Annotated in this window: 11 protein-coding genes; all 11 read right to left on the bottom strand. The window is 63.5% G+C overall.

The window, feature by feature from the left end:
* Nucleotides 1–113: 113 nt before the first annotated feature.
* The 11 genes from HMP06_RS03985 to HMP06_RS03935 all read right to left on the bottom strand — a co-directional run bounded on the left by HMP06_RS03985 (nucleotide 114) and on the right by HMP06_RS03935 (nucleotide 18,841).
* Nucleotides 114–503, bottom strand: coding sequence for a response regulator (locus HMP06_RS03985; protein WP_176495938.1), 390 nt, complete (start codon nucleotides 501–503; stop codon nucleotides 114–116).
* 63 nt (nucleotides 504–566) lie between these two features.
* Nucleotides 567–3,029 carry a sensor histidine kinase gene (locus tag HMP06_RS03980; protein WP_176495937.1) on the bottom strand — a complete coding sequence of 821 codons (2,463 nt, stop codon included), beginning with the start codon at nucleotides 3,027–3,029 and terminating at the stop codon, nucleotides 567–569.
* Between the two features lie 57 nt (nucleotides 3,030–3,086).
* Nucleotides 3,087–4,067 carry an EAL domain-containing protein gene (locus HMP06_RS03975; RefSeq protein WP_232089856.1) on the bottom strand — a complete coding sequence of 327 codons (981 nt, stop codon included), beginning with the start codon at nucleotides 4,065–4,067 and terminating at the stop codon, nucleotides 3,087–3,089.
* 868 nt (nucleotides 4,068–4,935) lie between these two features.
* Nucleotides 4,936–6,102 carry an acetylornithine deacetylase gene (gene argE / locus HMP06_RS03970; protein WP_176495936.1) on the bottom strand — a complete coding sequence of 389 codons (1,167 nt, stop codon included), beginning with the start codon at nucleotides 6,100–6,102 and terminating at the stop codon, nucleotides 4,936–4,938.
* Nucleotides 6,103–6,139: 37 nt separating this feature from the next.
* The gene (locus HMP06_RS03965) at nucleotides 6,140–7,600 is read right to left on the bottom strand and encodes an efflux transporter outer membrane subunit (protein WP_232089855.1); all 1,461 of its coding nucleotides are present in this window, start codon (nucleotides 7,598–7,600) and stop codon (nucleotides 6,140–6,142) included.
* An 11-nt stretch (nucleotides 7,601–7,611) separates the two neighbouring features.
* On the bottom strand, nucleotides 7,612–9,201 hold the full coding sequence (locus tag HMP06_RS03960; RefSeq protein WP_176495934.1) for a DHA2 family efflux MFS transporter permease subunit: 1,590 nt from the start codon (nucleotides 9,199–9,201) through the stop codon (nucleotides 7,612–7,614).
* A 1-nt stretch (nucleotide 9,202) separates the two neighbouring features.
* Nucleotides 9,203–10,312, bottom strand: a complete 1,110-nt coding sequence (locus HMP06_RS03955; protein ID WP_176495933.1) for an HlyD family secretion protein — start codon at nucleotides 10,310–10,312, stop codon at nucleotides 9,203–9,205.
* Nucleotides 10,309–10,947, bottom strand: coding sequence for a CerR family C-terminal domain-containing protein (locus tag HMP06_RS03950; RefSeq protein WP_176495932.1), 639 nt, complete (start codon nucleotides 10,945–10,947; stop codon nucleotides 10,309–10,311). Before HMP06_RS03950 ends, HMP06_RS03955 begins: the two co-directional genes overlap by 4 nt.
* Before the next feature lie 93 nt (nucleotides 10,948–11,040).
* The gene (locus HMP06_RS03945; RefSeq protein ID WP_176495931.1) at nucleotides 11,041–12,525 is read right to left on the bottom strand and encodes a flavin-containing monooxygenase; all 1,485 of its coding nucleotides are present in this window, start codon (nucleotides 12,523–12,525) and stop codon (nucleotides 11,041–11,043) included.
* A 71-nt stretch (nucleotides 12,526–12,596) separates the two neighbouring features.
* Nucleotides 12,597–16,835, bottom strand: coding sequence for a translocation/assembly module TamB domain-containing protein (locus HMP06_RS03940; protein ID WP_176495930.1), 4,239 nt, complete (start codon nucleotides 16,833–16,835; stop codon nucleotides 12,597–12,599).
* On the bottom strand, nucleotides 16,835–18,841 hold the full coding sequence (locus HMP06_RS03935) for an autotransporter assembly complex protein TamA (RefSeq protein WP_176495929.1): 2,007 nt from the start codon (nucleotides 18,839–18,841) through the stop codon (nucleotides 16,835–16,837). The genes HMP06_RS03940 and HMP06_RS03935 overlap by 1 nt, the downstream gene beginning before the upstream one ends.
* Nucleotides 18,842–18,862 lie beyond the last annotated feature (21 nt).

The following is an 18,862-nucleotide window of genomic DNA, read 5'->3' as shown; positions in this document are numbered from 1 at the left end:
TGCCTGCGGCTACACGACGCCTGCGCTGACCCATCGGCTGAGAAACGCTGCCGGTGAATAGATCAGGCTAGTCGGCTCCGCGCTATACGATTGCTGGACGATCCGGCACCGGATCAGCCGATCATGCCGTCTCCGGCACCTTTCGCGAGCATCCGCCCGATCGCATCGAACAGCGAATCCATCGCGACCGGCTTGAACAACACTTCATCCGCACCGTCGGCGAGACACCGCTCGCGCAGATCGACCGCTGTATCGGCGGTCAGAATGATAACCGGAAGTTGCGCTTTCGCATCGCCACGCGCGCGGATGTGCCGCAACGCTTCGAACCCATCCATGCCCGGCATGCGCAAATCGAGGAGGACCATTTCGAAATCATGCTTGCCGATCAGCTCGAGCCCGATTTCGGCACTTTCCGCACCGGTCATGGTCGCACCGGCGACATCCAGCATATCCTTCACGACACGCCGGTTCATCGGGTCATCTTCGATGAACAGGATGTTCATCGTCTGCGGCTCGCGCGACGATCAAAGGTGGAGGGTGCGGGCATATCGGCCATCTCTATCGGGTCACGCCGCTTGCGATACAAGTCGATTGAGCCCGGCTTCGCCGCGACTTGGCGCATTGAACAAGATGGCGGCAAGCGCTGCACCGGCGATCGGCTTGGCGATGACATGGTCGATGCCGAGTGCGGTGAACCGATCGCGATCGGCCGCATCCGGCGCAGGCCACAGCAATGCCGTTATCACGTCGAGTCCGCCCAGCGCTTGCAACGCAGCGTCGACATCGTCCGCCGCTTTGATCGTCGCATCATCGATTAGCACGCGGGCCACGCGGCGGGTGCCGATGTGCGCAATCGCCTCATCGGCGCTCGACGCGAACAGCACAGTCCCGGCGCGCGCTTCCAGGACAGCGCGCAGCATCGCGCGTGAAATCGGATTGCGGTCCAGAATCAACAGCGCGCCAGGCCCGCTCGGGGCTTCGTCGGGCGTGGCGTCGGGTGCTTCAGCGAGCAGCAGCGGAATTTCGAGCGTGAAAATGGTCCCGGCATTTGGCGTGCTCGAGACGCGAACATCGCCGTCCATCGCCTGCGCGAGGTTGCGACAAATCGCCAGCCCCAGGCCAGTGCCGCCATATTTGCGCGTCGTCCCCGCATCGACCTGGCGAAACGATTCGAAGATGATGTCCAACTTGTCCGGGGGAATGCCGAGGCCGGTGTCCGCGACCGATATCGACAGCATCGTATCGCTGGCAAAGGCGCGCACGGTGACATCGCCACTATCGGTAAACTTCAGCGCATTGGACAGCAGGTTGAACGCGATCTGGCGGATCCGCGCCGGATCGCCTTCGATCATCGTCGGTGCCTCTTGCACGTCCAGCGTGAAGTCCAGACCCTTGGCGCGGGCTTGCTCCTCCCACATCCGGCAAACGTCGCGCAACGTCGCCGTCAGATCGAACGGCACGCGCTCGATCGTCAGATTCCCGGTTTCCATCTTCGCAATATCGAGAATGTCATCGACCAGCGCGCGCATCGTGAGGCCCGCGCCGTGCACGACGCCGATCCGGTCACGCAGCGGCGCGCTGAGCGCCGCATCGGCCAACATCACTTGCGTCATCCCGAGAATGCCATTGAGCGGCGTGCGGATCTCATGGCTGGTCGTGGCAAGGAATTCGGTCTTGGCGGCCAGCGCCTTGCCGAGTGCGGCGTTGGTCAGGCCAAGATCGACGTTGGCAGCGCGCACTTCGTTACGGCTGCGCCGGATTGTGATCAAACCGAACGCAAGCATCGCGACGATGATCAGCGACGCGAGACCAAGCACCGCAAAGATTTGCTGCTGCGTCTGGGCGCGTTGCTTCGCGTCATCGATATTGCGCTGCAACTGCGCGCGCTTCAGCTTTTCGATCTTTAGTTCCTGATTGGCAAAATCGAACCGCGCGGCGGCAAGCGACGTATTGGCCGACGCCGCCAGCGTGGAGGTCTTGTCATCAAATTTCTTGAGCGCCTCCAGGTGGAGCAGCGCTTGCCCCTGGTTTCCGGTTTTCTTGAAGATGTCGTACGCCGTCTGGTGTCCCTCGCGCAGATCAAGCGTGGAGCTTTCGGTGCCGACCATGCCAAATGCCCGCCGGATCAGACGCTCCGCCTCACCCATGCGTCCGTGGAGCCGCGCCGACCAAGCCGAAAGCACGAGAAAGTGCGCGCGCGACGACGCGGCATCGCCACCCCGTGAAGCCTGGAACCCCAATGCGATGCTGCGATCAGCGGCGCTGAGTTGCCCCGCCTCCAATTGACCACGCGCGATATTGCGCAGCGTCTGGCCTTCAAGATTAGGGCTTTTCAGCGCGCGGGCGACCTTTAGCGCTTCGCGGAACTCAACTTGCGCCGCGGCAAAACGATGAAGTTCCTGCAGCGACACCCCGCGATTTGTATATACCGAGAAAAGAAGCTGCTGATCTGCCTGATATACATCCAGCGCTTGCTTGAAGTATTTCAGCGCATTCTCGTGATCGTCCGCTTCCGTGTAAAGGACACCCATCAATACCAATGCGATCGCTTGGCTGCGGGTTTCGCCGATCGAACGAAACACATCGTGCGCTTGTTGATAGGCAGCTAATGCGCCCGCCACGTCTGCCTGCGCTGTCATCAACCCACCACGCGATAGCAAGAGGTCGCCATTCAATTTGGTGACCACCCCTGCCTTGGAAACCATCCTGATGGCGCTGTCGATCAGCGGCGCGGCGGCGGCAGCGTTATTTAGACGGACATAGGCTTCGCCTTGCAACCATTTCGCTGTCGCGATTGCGACGGTTTTCTGCCGGTCCGGCATCGTGGATGCCATCTGCTCGGCCGCTTTCGCCTGGACGATGGTCTGCGCCGGATCAATCAGCATTTGTGCCCGTGCATCGGCGATCAACGTCTCGAACAGGGCGCTGGATGCCACTGGCGCTTGCGCGGTTGCGGCAGCTATGACGAGGCGTGGCTCGACCGAGGCAAGCAGCAAGATCGCAAACGCGCGGAGGTAAAGGCGCCTCATCACGGCGACCATGCTCGTGAAGTCGTTAAGACCGGGCTAAGCGGCTAACACTTATGTTCAAGCGCTTTTCCAAAAGGTCGCTGGGCGCTTGAACATCGACTGGCGCGCGTCCTCCAGCGGGCGCGCAACATCGTCGCGCAAGTACCGCCGAAACGCGTCGATGGAGACCGGACGACTGATCAGGTACCCTTGGATCATGTCGCATCCCATCACCGACAAAAGCGCCATTGCCGCCTGGGTTTCGACACCCTCCGCGGTGACTTCCATATCCAGTGCATGGGCGAGATCGATCGTCGAGCGAACGATAAGCGGATCGCGGTTGCTGCTCGTCAACTGCAGCACGAACATCTTGTCAATTTTCAGTTCGCGCGCCGGCAATTGTTTGAGATAGGCGAGCGACGAAAGGCCGGCACCATAATCATCGATTGCAATGGTGATGCCTTGGTCTGCGAAGATCTTCAAATTCGCAATCGCGCAGTCGGGGTCGCGAATAACGGCAGTCTCGGTAATTTCGAATCCGATTTTAGCGCCGCCGTCGCGGACCTTTTCGCACGCCGCTTCAACGAACGATTTTTCACCCAGCAACTGCCCAGAAATGTTGACGAAAATCGTAAGATCGTGCCCATCTTTGGCAATCGTCCGCTGGTCTCGAATGACTTCATCCAGCGTCCAAAGCGTCAGCGCCGAAATTTGCCGCGCTTCCTCGGCTACCGTGATGAAATCGCTTGGCAGGATCAGGCCGCGCGTCGGGTGCTGCCAGCGCACTAGCGCCTCCGCACTCGCGACTTTTTGATCGCGCACATGCAGCTTGGGCTGATATTGTAGAAACATCTCGCCATTTACGATGGCAAGCGGCAGTTCGCGCGTGAGCGTCAGACGGTCGAACGCCGGCGTTCCAGCGGACAGGTCGCGAAGCACGCTGCGGCGCTCTTGCCGCGCTTCCTCCAACGCTCCTTCGGCTTCTTCGGTAAGCCGGACATCCTCGGTCGTACCGATCGGCGCACCGGCAGCGCCGATGACAATCTCGATCGTGTGCATTTCATTGTCGATATCGAACGGCGCTGAAATCGCAGCACGCAATTGTGCATTCGTGGTTTCGAGGTCGGCGTAGGAAGCACCGTCGAACGTTAGTTCGATCGTCGGCCGACCGATTACTGTCGATATTGTTGTCGGCAAAGCGGAGACGATCCGTTTTTCTAGGTCAAGTACCAACGCGTCGGCGCGCGTCCGACCGAGATATCGCCGCAACGCCGCAAAGTTCGTTATCTCAACAAAGGCGATGAAGGTCCAGGTTAGATCGCGGCCGACCCCATCGGATAGCGCGGGTAGTATCCACGGCGCCGACCCACTATTTCCCGAATTACGCCGGGGGATTGGGCCAGCGAGTTGTGGCGCCTCAATCCTGTCATCGGGCTGGCGTAAGACCGCTTGTGTCGGTCGGCGCGTTGCCGCTGGTGGATGCCGGGCGTTTCCCATGGCAATCGCGGTACTCCAAAGGCCTCAACGAACGGTTAAGCAGTCTTTCCGCGACTCCCGACCTTGGCCGATCTTGATTTGCTTTGTCCTTAAGATTCCATTAAGAATCTTGTGCACTCGCCTGAGTGCACAAGGGAGAAACGTTATGTTGAGCTTCATTCTGAAACTGGTTTACGGCGAAACTTCGCGCCCCTGGTAAACCGACCATCCGATCCGATGCGGAGCTAACTCGGTCGACTTTTGAACGGGTTATTGCCGGATCGGATCGGAACTCTCACATCCGACAACGCTCCAATCCGAATTATGTATTGAGTCTACTCAGGCCGTTTCTTTCCCGATTCGGGACACACGAAGTTTCCAAGAAACCCCGGCGGAATTGGTCAAAAAAAAGAGCTAAGTAAGAATTTTGGCGCTTTTGTAGCGTTGAAAATCACGCCATCGCGTCACAAAGCCGCGTCATGAACGCCGCGCCACGCTCGAATTGCGTAATTTCCATATATTCATCGGCTTGATGTGCTTGCTCGATCGAGCCGGGGCCGCAGATGATCGTCGAGAAGCCAGCCCCCTGAAACTGGCCCGCTTCCGCCGCATAGGCAACCGCGCGCGCAGGTCCATTGTCACCGGCCAGCCGCCGCGCGAGCAACTCGGCCGGACCGTCGATCTCGGGCGCGAAGGACGGCGTGGCGGAGCGCCGCTGGACTTGGACCCCGGCGTCGGAAAACTGCCGCTTCAAAGCCGTATCCTCCGCCCCGCAGGCGGCGAGAAACGGGGCGATGATCGCATCTGGGTCCTGACCGGGTGGCGTGCGCAAATCGAACACGAAGCTGCATTCGCGCGCGAGGATGTTGACCGCGGTCCCACCCTGGATCAGCCCGATTGTAAGGGTCGCGTGTGCCGGATGGTAAAGCGATGCCGGATTGCCATGGTCTTCCAGCGCGGTCGCCAGGTCGCGCAACCGCGCCATCAGGCCGACCGCGACCATATTGGCCGAGATGCCGAGGTGCGTCAGGCTCGAATGCGCTTCGTGGCCGGTCACGGTCACGCGCCAGGTCGAGATGCCCTTGTGCCCGCTGACGACCTCCATGTTCGTCGGTTCGCCCACGATCACCGCGAGCGGGCTCGGCAGACCGGTGACGAGTTCGCGGATCATCGACGGGGCGCCGAGGCAGCCCACTTCTTCGTCATACGAGAAAGCCAGGTGCAGCGGACGCGCGGTCTGCCCCTTTGCAAAGGCCGGCACTGCCGCCAGCGCAAGCGCCAGAAACCCCTTCATGTCGCACGTGCCGCGCCCGTACAGCCGCTCGCCGCGCCGGGTCAGCGTGAATGGATCGCTGCTCCATGCCTGCCCATCGACCGGCACGACATCGGTATGCCCCGACAAGACCACGCCGCCCGGCACCGAAGGCCCGATTGTCGCGTAAAGATTGGATTTTGTGCGATCCGCGTTCACCACCCGGCGGCTGGCCACGCCATATCCGTCCAGAAAGGCCTCGACATATTGGATAAGCGTCAGGTTTGAATCACGCGACGTGGTGTCGAACGCGATCAGCGCTCCGAGATGGGTGAGCGCGGCGGCGCGTAAGTCCTTGGTATCCATGGCCTGGACTTTAGGCCCTTATGCCCGCCCGTGCCAGTCACCCGCTCGGCGTTTCGTCCCAGCCGCCGCCGATCGCCTTGAACAGCGCCGCCGTGTCCACCCGCAATTGGGCGTCGCTGGCAACCAGCTGCTCGCGCGCGATCAGTACGCTGACTTGTGCGTCGATCAGCGCGGTCTGCGCGACGAAACCGGTGCGATATTGCGCGTTCACGGCGCGGGCGGTCGCTTCGGCATCGGCAACGGCGCGCGTCAGCGCAGCATTGCGCCGCCGTTCCGCATCGATCCGCGCCAGCGGGTCTTCAACGTCGCGGAGTGCGCCAAGAACGGTCGCCTTGTAACGCAGATACGCCTGTTCGCGGTCTTCCTTGCGGATGCCCACCGTCGCCTTGCGTCGCCCCCAATCGAGCAGCGGGAAACTGACGCCGCCGACACCGGTCGCCTGGATGCTGTCACGCGACAGCAGCGACGCAAGCGAAGTCGACAGGAATTCCGCCATCCCCGTCAGCCTGAACTTCGGATACAGATCGGCAACGGCCACCCCGATGTCGGCGGTGGACGCGGCCAGTTGGCGCTCGGCCGCGCGGATATCCGGGCGGCGGCGGAGCAAGTCCGACGGCAGGCCCGCCGGCACCACCGGGATCGACGCAGGCGCGACCGGCAGGGCCTTCAACACCGCGCTCAGGCTTTCGGGCTCGGCACCGAGCAGGATACCGAGCGCATGGATGCGGACGCGCGTATCGGCGCGCAACGGCTCGAGCCGCGCCTCGAGGCTGGTGATCGACTGGCGCTGTCGTGTCACATCGATCTGCGGGCTCAAGCCAACCTTCGCGATGTTCCCGGCAATCTCCAGCGCGCGCCGCTGGTGCCCGCGCTCTTCCTCGACGACGGCAATCTGCGCCTGATCCTGACGCAACGCGAAATAGGCTTGCGCCACTTCGGCGCTCAGCGTCACCGCGGCATCGCGCTGCGACCAGATCGCGGCATCGGTTCGCGCAACCGCGCTCTCCACCCCACGCCGCCCACCGCCGAACAGGTCGATCTCCCAACTTGCATCGAACCCGGCGGCAAAGGTGGTGATGCCACCGCCGGGCAAAGCGATGCCGCCGCCCGAGGAACTCCCGCCACCGCTCCCGCCCGAGAACAGGCTTGCGAGCGAAGAAAACCCCGCATTCTTGCTAAATTCGACGTGCGACACATTGCCGACCGCGTGGACCGTGGGTCGACCGACCGCGTAAGCCGCAATCTCCTGCAGCCGTGCTTGCCGCACACGGGATGCCGCGATCGCAACGTCGGGGCTGTCCTTCAAAGCGCGCTCGACCAGCGCGGTCAGCACCGGATCACCAAACGTGGTCCACCACCGCGCGGGATCGACCGCCGCGCCGGACGCGCTGCCTTGCGGCTCGGCAAAACTCGGCGGCACGGCCAGCGTCGGCGCGCGATAGTCTGGGCCAACGGTGCAGCCGGCAAGCAGCGTCGCTCCGAGGAGCGCAATTGCCACGGATAAGCGGGTCAATGTCCCATGCCTCCACCACCGCCACCGGCCTTGCCGGGGCGCATAAAGAATACCAGCGGTGCCACGCACAGCACCACGATCATCAACGATTGGAACACATCGAGAAAGGCGAGCATCGCCGCCTGCCGCTGCACCGTCTGATACAGCACGGCAAGCGGCGTCGTCGCGTCGCCGAACGCCCCTTGCGCCTTTTGCATCCAGTCATTGTAATTGGGATTCAACGGGTTGAGCGGATTGACCAAATTCGATTGATGCCGCTGCAACCCGGTCGCCAACAACGTCTGCGAGATCGAAATTCCGATCGATCCACCCAAATTGCGCGCGATATTGAGCAAGCTCGATGCCTGCGCGGTCTTGTTCTGCGGCAGGCCGACATAGGCGACGGCGTTGATTGGCACGAACAGGAACGGCAGCGCCATGGCCTGGAACAGCCGCGCGATCGCCGCATCGTGAAAGGTGATGTCGGCATTCAGGTGCGTCATGTTCCACAATGCAAACGCCTGCACGAGCAACGCCGGAAACAGCAGCAACCGCACATCGACTTTGCCGGACAGGCGCCCCGCAAACGGCACGGCCGCTAGCGTCGCAAGCCCGCCGAACGTCAACGCCAGCCCCGCCTGAAACGACGTGTACCCGAGCACTTGCTGCAACATCTGCGGGATAAGCTGCGTCGTGCCGAACAGGATCATGCCCGTCACCCCCATCATCAGCAGCGTGAGCGAAAGATTGCGGCTCTTCAGCAATTTCAGATCGATCACCGGATCGTCGTTATTCAGCTCCCACAGCACCAGCGCGATCAGCGAGACCGCCGAGATCGTTGCTGTCGTCACGATAAAGCTGCTGGCGAACCAATCCTCGCGAAGCCCGCGGTCCAGCGTATATTCGAAGAAGCCGAGCCCGAGAATGATCAGGATGATCCCGATATAATCGACCCTAATGCCGCGCTTCAGCAGCTTGGCGTGGTCGTCCTTTATCGCTTTGGGCTCGTCGACGAAGATATTGACCAGAAACAGCGACGCGATCCCGATCGGCACATTGATCAAAAACACCCAGTGCCAGCTCGAATTTTCGGTGATGTATCCACCCAGCGTCGGTCCGAGCACCGGCCCCACCACCACCACGATCGCAAAGGCAGCAAACGCCATCCCGCGCAACCGCGGCGGGAAGGTGTCGGCTAGAATCGACTGCTCGACCGGGGCGAGACCGCCTCCGCCGATGCCCTGCAGCACGCGCGCGATCACCAGCGTCGTCAGATTGGGCGCAAGCCCGCACAGCAACGACGACAGGGTGAACAACGCGATCGAGATCATGAAATAGCGTTTCCGCCCGATCACGTCGGACAGCCAGCCGCTGATCGGGATGATGATCGCATTGGCGACGAGATAGCTGGTCAGCACCCACGTCGCCTGGTCGTTCGAAATCGACAGGCCACCGGCGATATGATCGAGCGCGACGTTCGCGATCGAGGTGTCGAGCACTTCCATGAAGGTGGGGATCGAAATGATCGCCACGATCAGCCACGGGCTGTAGCTGCCCGCCGCCGATCGTGAGGGATCCCAGCCGTCCTGCGCGCCGGCCGTCGCCATCCTAGCGGACCTTCACCGTCGGCACGACCGACATGCCCGGCCCGAGCGGGTATTTACGCGGATCGGGGCCACCCGGCTTCACGTCGAACTCGATCCGAACCGGGACGCGCTGCACGACCTTCACGTAATTCCCCGTCGCATTTTGTGGCGGCAGCAGCGCGAACGCCTGCCCTGCCCCACGCTGGACCGAATCGACATGCCCGGTGAATTTCACATCGGGATAGGCATCGACCGTGATCATGACTGGCTGGCCGATCTTCATCCGCTGCAACTGGGTTTCCTTGAAATTCGCAGTAACCCAGATGTGATCCGGCACGATCGCCATCAATTGCGTCCCCGGCCCGACATAGGATCCGACATTGACTTGCCGGTTGACGACCTGGCCGGAAACCGGCGCGGTCAGCCGGTTGTCGCCAAGCGTGACATTGGCCTGACGCACCGAAGCTTGCCGCGCCTCGATCACGGCGCGCGCGGCGGTGACTTGACGCCGGGCAACTTCGACATTGGCGGCGGCACTGCCAATTTGCTGGCGCGCAGCGGTCGCTTCGGCAGCGGTCGAACGCGCGACGGCGCGGGCGGCATCAAGCTGTTGCCCGGCCACCGCAGCCGAATCGATCCGCTGCAGCGCCTCATAACGGGCCAGGTCCTGCTGCGCCTTGGCCGCGGTGGCGAGCGGACCGCGCGCCTGCGCCGCAGCCTGATCGCGCGTCGCCTGTGCTGCGGCGACCTGCGCGCGCGCCTGCTCGAACTGTGCCTCGGCCTGCTTCACATCGGCGGCCGCTTCCGAAAGCCGCGCTTCCGGTCCTGACGCGCTAATCACCGCGAGCAGACGCCCTGCCTCGACATGGCGATTGTCGACGTCCGCCACTTGTTTCAGAGTCCCCGCCACGGTCGGCGAAATCCGCACGATATGCGCATCGACGAACGCATCGTCGGTCGTCTCATATTGCCGCGCGTCGAGATAATAGAGCACCGACCCGATCACGATCGCACCCACCACGACCACCAGCACGACCCAGAACAACGGCTTGCTGAAGATCGAGGGTTTCTTGGGGGCGTCGTCGGGCTTGGCGGTGTCGTCTTGCGGCTGCTTGCTCTGGTCGGCGCTCATGAACGGTCCTGGCCTTCGGTGATCAACCGGTCGAGTATGGCATCGGTATTGGCAGCAATGCGTTGCTGCAGCGTGGCAACGGCATCCGCATCGATCGTGTCGCGCTTCATCAGCTTCAACACCGTCGCACGCGACGCACGCAGGACAAGAACTTGGCCCATCAGCGTGATGACCACGATCCGCGCAGCATCGCGATCCTCGCCCCGCGTCGCGATGCACACCAATTCGCAGAGCGTTTCGAGCATCTTGCCCATCAACCCGCCGTAAATCCGGTCGAACGCTTCGGTCGGCGCCATTTGCTCGCGCATGATGAACAAAGACCAGGCCGCGCTCTTGTCGCCGGCCATCGTGTCGATCATCTGGCGCAAGATATCGTGGATGCGGCGCCGCGCCTCAACCGCACCGATCTCCGCCGAGAGATCGATCTCGTCGATGACGGGGGCCATTTCTTCGCAGAGTTGCACCGCGATGTAATCCGCCGCGGCGAGGTAAAGCCCTTCCTTGCCGCCATAATGATAGGTAATCGACGACATCGCCGTGCCCGCCGCGGTGGCGATGCCACGCGTGCTCGCGCCCTCCAGCCCCTTGGCGGCGAATTCGGCGATCGCGATCTCGAGCAGTCGGTGTTGCAGCATAGCGCGCGCTATTAGTTCGTTCGAACGAACACCGCAAGCAACAATGTCGCTAGGACGTGCAAGCATCCCGTCGAGCGACACGTTGCGTAGGCGTCAGACCGAAGCGGTCTCGCGCGCCACAGCGACCGGCGCGGGGTTGGAGAACTCCATCCCGTCGTCGACCGATCCGTAGCGCAGCGCGAGCAGATCGCGCGCGTAATTCTGATGCACGCGCCACGGCGCTTTGCTGCCCTGCTTGGGGAATTTCTCCATCGCGCGCGTCACGTAACCCGAGCTGAAATCGAGGAACGGCGCCGGCGTCAGTTCGACATCGCCGACCCGCGGCGTCGCCTGCCGCAGCCCGCGCGCCTTCATCGTATTGAGCAAGCGACAGACATAGGCGCAGGTGAGGTCCGCCTTCAGCGTCCACGACGCATTGGTATAGCCGAACGAGGTCGCCATGTTCGGCAGGTCCGAGAACATCATACCCTTGTAATTGAACGTCTTGGACAAATCGACCGGCGCGCCGTCGACGCTGAACGTCACGTCGCTCAGCAATTGCAATTCCAGCCCGGTCGCGGTGACGACCACGTCCGCTGCCAGCTCCTCGCCCGATGCGAGCGCGATGCCGCCGGGTGTGAAATGGTCGATCGTGTCGGTCACGACCGAGGCCTTGCCGCTGCGCAACACTTCGAACAGATCGGAATCGGGGACGAGGCACAGTCGCTGATCCCACGGATTGTATTTCGGCGTGAAGTGCCGGTCGATGTCGTACTCCGGCCCGAGCTCATCGCGGACCATCCCGATCAGCCGGTCTTTCACCTTCGCCGGGCGCTTTCGCGCCATGTTGAAAAAGAACATCCCGAACAGCACGTTGCGCCAGCGCACCAGGCTATAGGCAAGTTTCGCAGGCAGTTTGGAGCGCAGCCAGTTCGCGGCCGCATCCTCGGCCGGGCGCGAGACGACATAGGTCGGGGAGCGCTGCAGCATCGTCACATGCGCTGCCGTATCCGCCATCGCCGGGATCAAGGTGACCGCCGTCGCGCCACTGCCGATCACCACGACCTTCTTGCCCGCGTAATCGAGATCGTTCGGCCAGAATTGCGGATGCACGATCCGCCCGGCAAAGCTATCGGCGCCTTTCCACTCGGGCGTGTGGCCACGCGCGTAATTATAATAGCCGCTGCACATGAAGAGGAAATTGCAGGTGTAGCTCACCGGCCCGTCCGGCCCCTCGGCATCGACTGTCCAGCGTGCGTCGGCGGTCGACCAGGCGGCGCGCTTGACATGGTGCTTGAAGCGAATGTGCTGGTCGATTCCGAAGTCGCGCGCCGTGTCGCTGACATACTTGAGGATCGACGGGCCATCGGCGATTGCCTTGGCCTCGGTCCACGGCTTGAACGAATAGCCAAGCGTGTACATGTCCGAATCCGAACGGATGCCGGGATAGCGGAACAGATCCCACGTCCCGCCAAGCGCCGCCCGCCCTTCGAGAATGACGTAAGAGCGATCCGGGCTCATCGTCTGCAGATGATAGGCCGCGCCGATCCCGGACAGGCCTGCGCCGACCACCACAACGTCGAAATGTTCGATTGTCATATCCGGCACCGTCCTCGTTCGAGGATACCCGATATTCGATTTTTCGGCTTACGGGAAGAGATAGGTTGCGATTAGAAATCTTTCTTGTAGCGCACCGTGATATTCGAACCGCCAAACGACCCCGCCTGCGACAGCACGCTGAGCGCCTTGGTCAGTGAGACTTCCAACTGCGTCGCGGTAAACCCGCGCGAGTCGGTGATCACTTCGACATAGATGTTGTTAGTGATGTACTTGCCCGCAGCCAGCGACGTCCCGCGCCCGGTCGCTTCGTCCGCACCCAGAATTCGAAGCCGGTCGATTCCCGCCACCGAGCGCAATTTGCCGAGCGGATTGAGCCCGCCGCCCGATCCGCGCAGCGAATTGAGCGCGGAGGCGAGCTGGATCGCCTGGATCGCCGACAGATTCGTCACAGAATCCCCAAACAGCAAGCGGCTCAGCACCTCATCCTGCGGCAGCGCGGGGGTTGAGTTGAACGCGATCTGCGGCTTCTGCCCAGTGCCGGTAACGTCGATCACCACCGTGATGTCGTTGGTCGTCGTGGTGGCGCTGAGTGCGATCTGCGGATCGGCCAGCGGACCGCCGTCGAAGCGCACATCCCCCTTGGTCACGTCGAAACGCTTGCCCGCGAACGAATAGGTGCCGCGCACGATCTGCAGCCGCCCGACGATGCGCGGTGCCGCCGACGTCCCCTGGACGCGCAAGTCCATCTCCCATTCGGACTCGAGCCCCATGCCCGACACGAACAATTGATTGTCGGAGCGGACGCGCAGATCGAGCTTGAACAAACCGACCGGTGCCTCGGCAGGTCCGGCGGCGGCGGCCTTGACTAGGTCGCTCTTGCGGCGGACCCCGGTCAGTTCGGCGACTTCGGCCTGGCCCTGACGGATGATCTCGTAGCGCGCCTCGGGAATGCGCAAATCGCCCTTGATCAGTCCGCCATTGGCCTTGCTGTTGGTGACCGCGATCGTGCCCGTCGCCGTCGCGCCGAGCGCATCGCTGCGCGCCAATCGCGCATTGTTGAGCGTCGCGCGGAAATCGATCGGGAAGCCCGCGGCCGAGGAAAATCCGACCGAACCCTGCGCCTGCACGGTCCCCTCGCCCGCGCGCGCCGACATTTGTGTGATCTCCAGCCGGTCGCTGGTGAAACGCCCGGCCAGCTTCATCTGCGTCAGCCGCGTGCCATATGTCTCATTGTCATAGGTCAGCGAATCGGCACGGATCAGCCCGGTCAGTTGCGGCGCATCCACGCGCCCGCCGAAATCGGCGGCAAGCGCGATCGGGCCCGACAATTGTTGCTTCGACAGCCCGGCGAAAGAAAACAGCACGCCCGAGGGACCATTGTAGCGAATGCCGCCAGACAGCGGTGCCGACAGCAGCCGCTCGGTCCAACTCGCGCCACCGCCCAGCGGCCGCAGCGCCGCGACCAGCCGCCCGACCGTCGTGCCGCCGCGCTGGATCAGCGCGCGCGCCTCGCCACCGGCGTTGCTCAGCCCGACCTGCGCCACCAGATCGACCGGCTCGGATACGCTGGCGAGGCTGGAGCGCGTGAAGTTCTTCACCCGGAATTGCCCGGCGATCTGCGGGACCGAAGCACCGCGCGGCTGCGTGTAATCGAGCGATCCTGTTGCCGATCCCCCCAGCCCAAGATCGGGGATCAGCGCATTGGCGACTGACAGATCGAGCGCATCGAGCCGCAATTTCGCTGACAGGCCGGAGCCATAATCCGCTGCAATCCGCGCCGATCCGGCGCTCTTACCCGCGCCGAACCCGATGCGTGTTGGCTGCAGTCGATACACGCCGCGGTCGATCTCGATCCGCGCCGGGGTATCGGTCTTGAAATCGATCCCGTTCGCCTGGCCCTGCGTCGCGACCAGCCACAATTTCGGGCTGAGCCGCGCGTTGGCGGCGACGCGGAACGGCACGCCGTTCGATCCTTGCGCCACAACCTGCGCGGTGCCGCTGCCGCCGGTGTAATTCACCTTCGCGCGTGCAGTGGATAGCACCGTCGGCCCATACCGCAGGTCGGCGACCTGCGCGTCGGCGACAATCTGCGGTGCGTTGGCATAGAGCACCGCGCGCGCGTTGATGATTGCGCGGCCGATCGTGAAATCCACATCGCCCGGAATCTTCGCGTTGTTCGCCCGCGCCGCAACATCGACGCGCTGCACTGACCCTTGCGCACCCAGCAACGCCGCGCCGCTGATGCCAGACCCGGCAAAGGTCACGCGCCCGCCGAACGGACCGCTGCCAAGTTGCTGGACGCGCCCCTTGAAATCGACCCCAGCGAAGCGCGCGTTGCGGATATCGACGGTCAATTGCTTGGCCGGATTGACCAGCAAATCGGCGCTGAACGGGCCATATTGCGTCCCACCCTTGGCCAGGACTGCGTAGGCGGAGCCGGTCCCGCGCACCCGCGCCTCGAGGTTTACGAGCCCGACCCCGACACCCGGACGCGGCGCGCGCAGCAAAACGACGGGCTGCGTCGCCGTGCCCGAAACCCGCGCGAACAGCGGCCCGTAGGCTGTCGAATAGGCATCGGCATCGACCAGCAAAGGCCCCTTCGGATCGTACCGCCCCTGCCCGCGCGTCACGCGGAATTGCGGCGCATTCAGCCGCAAATTGCGAAAGGTGATAATCCCGTTCGGATCATAGCCGACATCCGCCGTCGCCACCGCATTCCCGCCCAGGAAGCTCCGCGCGCCTTCGTTGAAAATCTGCGACGTCCGCGCCGCGACATGGCCGGTAATCCCGAACCCGCCGCTCGGCACCGTTATCAATTTGGCATCGGTGCGCAGCGATACGATCCCGACCCCGTCGATCCGGTAATCGTTGACGCGCCCGTTCAGCGCACCGCGATACAGGCCGGTCGACAGATCGGCGACGACCAGGGCAGTCGCATCGATCTTGCGCGATCGGATCTTCAAATTGTCCGACAGCAGCTTGTCACCCGCAATCGCGAAGTCGCCGTTGATCGTCACGTTATCGAGCAAGCCGCCCGCCGCCGCGTTCAGCCCCGTCACGCGCGCAGCACGCGCGGCGACCGGAACGATGATATGGTCGGTGTCGATCCGCGCCAGCCCCGACGCATAGAGCCGCTCGACCCGCGTCTCGCCAAAGCCGAGCACGCCCGCCGTCACGACATAATTAACCGTCGGCGTGGCGAATTTGCCGTCGAGCACCACGCGCGCGGTAACATCGCGCCCGTTCAAATTGGGGGCGATCGCGCCGGGGGTGAGCAGCCGCGCATTGACCGCGAACTGCCCGAACGTGCTCGCCGCAAAGTCGAGCAAGCCCTTGGCATCGACCGCCAGCGCATCGGAACGCGCGGTCGCCGACAGCGTCATCTTGCGCTGATCGAGCGTCGCATCGGCCGCAATATCGAGGCGTGGCGCGGTCAACCGCGCGAGCGGATTGGTCGGCGTCGCCTGATCCTTCGGCGCGCCGCCTGGATAGAGTCCGGGATTCGCCGAGCCGCGCACCGTGAAGCGCCCGCTCTTCGCGGTCAGCGCCAGATCGGCAAACGATGCACCGCCCAGCGTCCCCGAGGCCTTGCCGGTCCACGCCTTCCAGCTTCCCGTGCCGCCAACCGTGAAATCTACCGGCGCCTTGATCCCGCTCATCGCCGCGACCACGCCATTTGCGGGCGCCGTCAGCCGCGTGTCGATGTCGAGCAAATCGCGATCGGGTACCGCGTCGAGCTTGAAGCGCAACCGATCCCCACCCGCGACGCCCGCCCCGGTCAACGCGGCCACATCCGCCGTCACTTGCGCGCGACGGTCGGCAATATGCGTCGCCCCGTCGATCCTGAGGATATGCACTGTCCCCGTCACCGGCTTGGCCAGGACCATCCGGTCGACCGTCAGCCGCCCGATATCGATGTCGAGATCGGGCAGGATCGGCGCATTGGGGTCGCTCGGTACTGGCTTGAACACCGGCGAGCGCGCCATCGTCACCCGTGCCGCCTGCGCCGACTTCACATCGATATGGTTGCTGGCATAGGCGAACGGTCGCCAATCGACCGCGATCCGGGGCGAACTCAGGAACACCCCCTGCGGATCGCTGACACGTACGTCGGTCAGCACCATCTTCCCGTAAAGCGAACCCTCGATCCGCCCGACCTTGATGTTGAGTCCTGCGGCGGTGGTATAGTCGCCCAGATAGTTCGCGATGACCCGTCGCCCGGGAGCGGTGTTCAGCCCCAGCACGACCAGCCCGACCAGCGCCACCAACCCGATCAACGCGACGCCGGTCCATTTCAGCACGCGTTGCCAAAGCGGCGCGCGCACCACGATCACCTCTTCGTCGGCCATCAGAACGCTTGTCCGATCGAGATGTAGAGCGCGACCTTGCCGTCGCCCTTGCGTGGGTTCAGCGGCGTCGCGACGTCGACGCGCAGCGGCCCGAAATTGGTATAGAAGCGCCCGCCAATACCGGCACCCAGCCGCAAATCGCCACCCTTGGGCAGCGAACCTTCATAGGCATTGCCGCCGTCGATAAACGGCACGATCCCATAATTGCCGAAGCGATAGCGCGCCTCCAGCGCGAATTCGTTGATCGATCGCCCGCCGACCGGATTGCCCTGCGGGTCGAGCGGCCCAAGCCGCTGGAAGCCGTAGCCGCGCACCGATCCGCCACCGCCGCCATAATAGCGCCGCGACGGCGCAAGATCGTCGCGGCCCGTCCCCGCGATCGACCCCGCGCGGACGCGCCCGGCCAGCACGATGCTGCCGCCGACCGGATAATAGCCGCTCGCCTCGATCAGCGTCCGCGCATAGGGCCGCACCGCGCCGCGCACCGACGTCTCCGGGCTGAGGCTGAATTTCAGGCGATAACCCTTGGTCGGATTGAGCAAGCTGTCCGACCGGTCGAATTCGACCTGCCCCGGGAGCGCAGCGATGAAATAGGTGCCGCGCTTGCGCGCGCCCAGCCCGAAATCGAACACGCTCTCATTCGTGCCGGTCAGTTCGAAGCCATAGGCATAGGTGAATTTCTTCTGCCAGATCGGCGTAGAATCGTACGAAATCCGACCCGAAACAGTGGTCGTGAAAGCATCGAACGCATCATAATTCGAATGGTTGGCACCTGCCGTCAGCGTCACCGTCTTGTCGCGCCGCCCGGCATTGGCGCGGCGGAAGGTAACGGTCGCCCCCTGTTCCTGCGTCCCCGCCACCGCCGTCGCGATCAGCGCGCCTTCGGGCGGGAACAAATTGCGGTGCGTGAACGCACCTTCCAGCCGGATACCCTGCCCGGTGCTGTAGCCACCGCTTACCGACAATGACCGCGGCGGACCGCGTTCCTGCTCGATCAGCAAATTGACCTGCTCGGTCCCGTCGGGATTGAGGTTGCCGGTCCGCAGCGGCTCGACCGAGACGGTGGCAAACAGCCCGGTCGCAATCAACGCCGCGCGCAGATCGTCGACTTTGCGATTATCGTAGAGTTCACCGGGCTTGAAGCGTGTCAGCACGCTGACATGCTCGGCCCCGAACGCCAGCCGCCCCTCGGTGGTGAACGTGCCGAACGACGCGCGGGGGCCGGTATCGACCGGCAAGGTGTACGCACCCGTCCCGGCCAGATCGTCGAGCAGAATATCGCGCTGGCCGACCTTGGTGAACGGATAACCCCGTTGCGGCAGGATCAGCGCGACGTTCGCCTCCGCCCCCTGCACGCGCGCGGCGTCGATTGGATCGCCGATCTTGAGCGCAAGCTGACTTTCCACCAACCCCGGCGGCGTCGTCGGCTGCGCCTGAACGGTGATCGACCCGAGCGTATATTGCTTGCCGGGCGTCGCCGAAACAACTGCGCGCACGCGCGCCGTCTCACCGGGAATCACCTCCAACGTGGAAACGGCAGTCCCATCATAATACCCGAGCGACTTCATCAGCCGCACCGCCAGCGCCTCATCCTCGCGTGCGCGCGCCGAAACGACCGTCGCATTGGGCGCCTTGCCGCCGCCACTCTTCAACGCCGAGAGGCCGTTGAACTGCCCGGTGAGGCCAACCGCATCGAGCCCGCGCAGCGCGGTATCATAGCGGATGTCGGGCGCCTTTGCGTCCGTCACGATCACGTCGTTGAGCGGCGTCGTGTCGAACGCCGACAACGCCGGCAACGGTTGGATCAATTCGGGAGGTGCAGCCACTTCAGGCACCGCTGGCGCTACTGGCAGCATCGGCTCCAGCGGCGCGTTGATGTCGTTCGACAGCGGCGGCAACGCCTTGTCGAACGCATCGTCGGTTACGATCGGCGGCTCTGCCGTTTGCTGCGCCGCCGGTGGGGTCACCACGACAACCGGGGGCGCTTGCTGCGACTGCGCCGACATGGCGATCACGCTTGTCGAAAA

Source organism: Sphingomonas sp. HMP6 (assembly GCF_013374095.1).
GTDB lineage: Bacteria > Pseudomonadota > Alphaproteobacteria > Sphingomonadales > Sphingomonadaceae > Sphingomonas.
Note: the sequence above shows the minus strand (reverse complement) of the source record. Positions and strands in the feature narration are given on the sequence as shown.

Coding starts and splice junctions, on each gene's coding strand:
- HMP06_RS03985 (WP_176495938.1), bottom strand. CDS start 503: ATGAACATCCTGTTCATCGAAGATGACCCGATGAACCGGCGTGTCGTG.
- HMP06_RS03980 (WP_176495937.1), bottom strand. CDS start 3,029: ATGAGGCGCCTTTACCTCCGCGCGTTTGCGATCTTGCTGCTTGCCTCG.
- HMP06_RS03975 (WP_232089856.1), bottom strand. CDS start 4,067: ATGCACACGATCGAGATTGTCATCGGCGCTGCCGGTGCGCCGATCGGT.
- argE (WP_176495936.1), bottom strand. CDS start 6,102: ATGGATACCAAGGACTTACGCGCCGCCGCGCTCACCCATCTCGGAGCG.
- HMP06_RS03960 (WP_176495934.1), bottom strand. CDS start 9,201: ATGGCGACGGCCGGCGCGCAGGACGGCTGGGATCCCTCACGATCGGCG.
- HMP06_RS03955 (WP_176495933.1), bottom strand. CDS start 10,312: ATGAGCGCCGACCAGAGCAAGCAGCCGCAAGACGACACCGCCAAGCCC.
- HMP06_RS03950 (WP_176495932.1), bottom strand. CDS start 10,947: ATGCTGCAACACCGACTGCTCGAGATCGCGATCGCCGAATTCGCCGCC.
- HMP06_RS03945 (WP_176495931.1), bottom strand. CDS start 12,525: ATGACAATCGAACATTTCGACGTTGTGGTGGTCGGCGCAGGCCTGTCC.
- HMP06_RS03940 (WP_176495930.1), bottom strand. CDS start 16,835: ATGGCCGACGAAGAGGTGATCGTGGTGCGCGCGCCGCTTTGGCAACGC.
- HMP06_RS03935 (WP_176495929.1), bottom strand. CDS start 18,841: ATGTCGGCGCAGTCGCAGCAAGCGCCCCCGGTTGTCGTGGTGACCCCA.